This window comes from Streptomyces sp. NPDC057543, assembly GCF_042801895.1.
GTDB lineage: Bacteria > Actinomycetota > Actinomycetes > Streptomycetales > Streptomycetaceae > Streptomyces.
On the sequence record NZ_JBHVFF010000502.1, the window covers coordinates 1 to 3245 of the forward strand.

A 3245-nucleotide genomic window follows, 5' to 3' on the forward strand; every position below is an offset into this window, starting at 1 on the left:
ACCCCAAGAAGTGCACGGACGGCTTCGACCACCTCTTCCACGCCGTCGTCCCCGACGACCTCGCCGACGATGTCCGGGCCGTTTGGGACGACGCCGTCGCGGCGCCCGCGTGGGAGGGACCGCCACTCTGGGTGCACGGCGACCTTCATCCCGCGAACGTCGTCGTTTCGGACGGAACGCTCTCGGGCATCGTCGACTTCGGTGCCATGTTCGCCGGCGATCCGGCGTGGGACCTCGCGGCCGCATGGGTGCTCCTTCCCGCGGGCTGCGCCTCGCGGTTCTTCAACGTGTACGCGCAGGCAGACGAGGGGACGATTCGGCGCGCCCGCGGGCTGGCCGCCATGAAGAGCCTGTTCCTCATGCTCATGGGCCAGAACGGCGACCGGGGCCTTCCCGGCGGCAAGCCGACATGGGGACCCGCAGGCCGGGCAGCACTCGATCGTGTTCTGAGCGGCGGTCTGATGTAGGCACGGAGCGACCGAGCCTCATCCGATACCCGCTGCCGAAGTTGCCGCGATCTCTGTCCCGTCCCCGCCGGTCCGGCGGCAGGTTTCCAGGAGTACAACGACCCGCCCCGGACGGCGGATGCGGCGCTCACTCCTCCTGGCCGTCGTCGTCATCGTCAAGGTCAGCAGTGTCCGGGTCGCGCAGGGGCCGCAGCCCCTTCACCGGCTGGGAGGCGGTGAAGCTGTAGCGGCCCAAGCAGTTGAGGTTCTTGTGCTTGAGCGGGGACAGCCGCGCGATGTCCTCGTCCCTGATCTCGTGGCCCTCGGCGCGGAGCTGGGCGACAGCGGCATCGATGTAGCACGTCGTCCACAGCACCACGGCGTTCAGCACGAGCCCCAGCGCCCCGAGCTGGTCCTCCATCCCGTCCCGGTACGCCTGGTGGATGGTGCCCTTCTTGCCGTGGCAGATGTCGCGGGCGAGCTTGTGGCGGGATTCCTGGACGGTGAGCTGCTTGTGCATCTGGCGGCGGTAGGTGTCGTCGACCGGGTCGACGACGGCAAGCAGGTGGAGGGTCTTGGCGATGCGCCCATACTCGGCGAACGCCTGCCCCAGCGGGGTGGGATGCCCCTCGCGGCCGAACATCCGCAGCCGCTGCCTCACTGGCATCCAGCACACCGGCCGACGGCGGTGTCATGCCCATTCGACGCCCAGTTCCGTGAGTGCGTCGAGTTGTTCGTGGGTGAGTTTGTCCCGTCTTGCGCGGGTGTTGGAGACCCATACGCCGAGCTTGGTCTCGGTCCCGTCGGGCGAGGTCTCCACCGCCTTCCGGGGTACCGGCCGGTCCGTACCTTCCCGTTCGACCCATTGCGCGAGTGCCGTCAGGCCTCGTTGGAATGCCTGCTGTGCCTTGCTCGGCCCCCTTCGCACCGGGTTTGGCGGCCGGGGCGGGAGACGGTGCCTCACTGAGCTTGATGCCTAGCTTGGTGAGCCGTTCCTGCTGCTCGGGCGACAGCAGCTTCCAGGTGTCAGGTTTCCGCTGTTGCTGGAGCCATCGTCCGATGTCGTCGCCGTCCATCAGTACGCCGGGTGCGATGTAGGGCAGGACGCCGTCGGCGTCGACCAGGTCGGCGAGGACGCGGTAGTGGCGCTGCCAGTCCAGGGGCCACGGGGAGTCCCAGTCCGGGTCGATCGCCGTCAGCTGCGCCGCGCGCACGGCGGCCCGCTCCGGGTCCTTGCCCAGGCCGTTCTTCGCGCCCTTGCGCCGGAGGTTGGCCAGGTGCTGCCCGATGGGCACCCTAGCCTCGCCTTCGCCCCACACGGCGTCCTGCCGCGGGGCGAGGTGCCCGGTGGCCCGCTGGTACGACCGGAGCGCGGCGAGCTTGTTCTCCCACGCTTCCTCGCCCGGTTCCCAGACCATCCCGGCCTCCGGGGCATCCAGCAGGGTTTTGCGCCGGTCCTCCAGCTCTCCGGCCCGCAGTGCTTTCCGCTGCTGGTGCACCCACCGCCCGAGGGGGAAGTCCTTGGTGACGCCGACCTCGACCTCCACGTCATAGGGCACGGCGTAGACGCAGGTGATCCCGTTCTCCTTCCGCCACCGGATCAGGGCCTGGTAGCCCTCCAGCCACACCAAGCTCTCGGGCCGGTAGACCCGGGTGCGCAGGAACGCCGCGATGGTCGCTGCGTCGCTCGGAGAGGAGAAGTGCAGCAGCGCGGCCTCGCAGGCGGCCTGCGTGTCGTCGTCCTCCTGGTCCTCGCTGTCACCCTCGCTGCCGGCCCCGACGATCTGCCCGTCCTCGTCACGCCGGACGTGGACCTTGCGCTTCCCGCTGGTGAGCGCGCGTGAAGCGAGCTGCTCGACCAGACGTTCATCATGCGAGCGCAAGGGCCTTATCTAGGGGGGTTCGGGTGTGAGGGATGTTTGTTTGGGTTGTCACCTGCGGGAATGGTTGCGTGACGATCTCGGGGTGAGGGTGGGGGAGTGGTGGTTACGTTCGGCACGTGGAACGGATCTACGTGGGTGAGCGTGCGGTTTCTCCAGCAACCGGCGTGACTCGGTGGGTGGTTGTCGATTCCCGGACCTACGACCTGCAGCCCGAGGCGGTGTCCCATCTTGCTTCGCTGCGGGCCCGGGGCTGCTCGCCGAACACCGAGCGCGTCTACGCCGGACGGGTCGCTCTGTACCTGAACTACTGCCTGATGCGGCGACTGGACTGGAAGACGCCGGGCTTCCTTGGGCTTGCCGGGCTGCAGCAGTGGCTTGTCGAGACGCCTCTCCCGTCACGCACGAGCGAGGTCCGGCCGGGGCCTGCGCGGTACCGGTCGCGGGCAACGGCGAACGCGGTGATGACGGTGCTCGCAGAGTCCCTCCGCTTCGGTGCTACGCACGGCTGGGTGCCGGCCACTACGACCACCTTGCTGTTGGAGCCGAAGCTGCCTCATTCGCCCCCTCCCTGGCAGAGGCGTGATCGTGTCGCTGCGCCGGTGATCGCCGGTTCACACCGGTGCCGCCACTTCCGGTGACGTCGCTGGCGAACCCGGCTGGGGCATGTCCGACGCATTCCGACAGGAGATGGCTGGCCGGGGCGTGAGATGTCCTGGCCAGCCATCTGGAGTGCGGGTTAGAAGCCGCCGCCGGCGCGGATAGCGCGGTCTTGTCCGGCCTGCCAGGTCGCCAGGCGGGATTCGTAGTCCTTGGTCGCGGTGGCCAGCGGCTGGCTGCCGAAGAATTGGCGCAGTGGCGGTTCGTCGAGGTCGACGAGTTCGAGCACGGCGGCTGCGGAGGCGGCGGGGTCGCCGCC

At 69.0% G+C, this 3245-nt stretch carries 4 protein-coding genes and 3 pseudogenes; 3 read left to right on the forward strand and 4 right to left on the reverse strand.

The features are described 5' to 3' along the window. The coding region (locus tag ACFU8Q_RS40455) for a phosphotransferase (RefSeq protein ID WP_384464914.1) at positions 1-467 on the forward strand (467 nt) is incomplete at its 5' end. 127 nt (positions 468-594) lie between these two features. Here the strand turns inward: ACFU8Q_RS40455 and ACFU8Q_RS40460 are convergent. The 3 genes and pseudogenes from ACFU8Q_RS40460 to ACFU8Q_RS40470 all read right to left on the reverse strand — a co-directional run. Beyond that, a pseudogene (locus tag ACFU8Q_RS40460) lies at positions 595-1095 on the reverse strand (Tn3 family transposase); the annotation flags it as partial. A 42-nt stretch (positions 1096-1137) separates the two neighbouring features. Next, entirely contained in the window at positions 1138-1410 is a 273-nt protein-coding gene (locus ACFU8Q_RS40465; RefSeq protein ID WP_384464917.1) for a helicase associated domain-containing protein, read from the reverse strand. A gap of 70 nt (positions 1411-1480) precedes the next feature. Then, a pseudogene (locus ACFU8Q_RS40470) lies at positions 1481-2074 on the reverse strand (helicase associated domain-containing protein); the annotation flags it as partial. Positions 2075-2146: 72 nt separating this feature from the next. Here ACFU8Q_RS40470 and ACFU8Q_RS40475 point away from each other — a divergent pair. Both ACFU8Q_RS40475 and ACFU8Q_RS40480 read left to right on the forward strand, forming a co-directional pair. Further along, the gene (locus ACFU8Q_RS40475) at positions 2147-2290 is read left to right on the forward strand and encodes a hypothetical protein (protein ID WP_384464920.1); all 144 of its coding nucleotides are present in this window, start codon (positions 2147-2149) and stop codon (positions 2288-2290) included. A 155-nt stretch (positions 2291-2445) separates the two neighbouring features. Further along, positions 2446-2967 carry a hypothetical protein gene (locus tag ACFU8Q_RS40480; RefSeq protein ID WP_384464922.1) on the forward strand — a complete coding sequence of 174 codons (522 nt, stop codon included), beginning with the start codon at positions 2446-2448 and terminating at the stop codon, positions 2965-2967. Positions 2968-3065: 98 nt separating this feature from the next. On the opposite strand, the pseudogene ACFU8Q_RS40485 reads toward ACFU8Q_RS40480, so the two are convergent. Continuing rightward, positions 3066-3245 (reverse strand): annotated as a pseudogene (locus tag ACFU8Q_RS40485) (short-chain dehydrogenase/reductase); the annotation flags it as partial.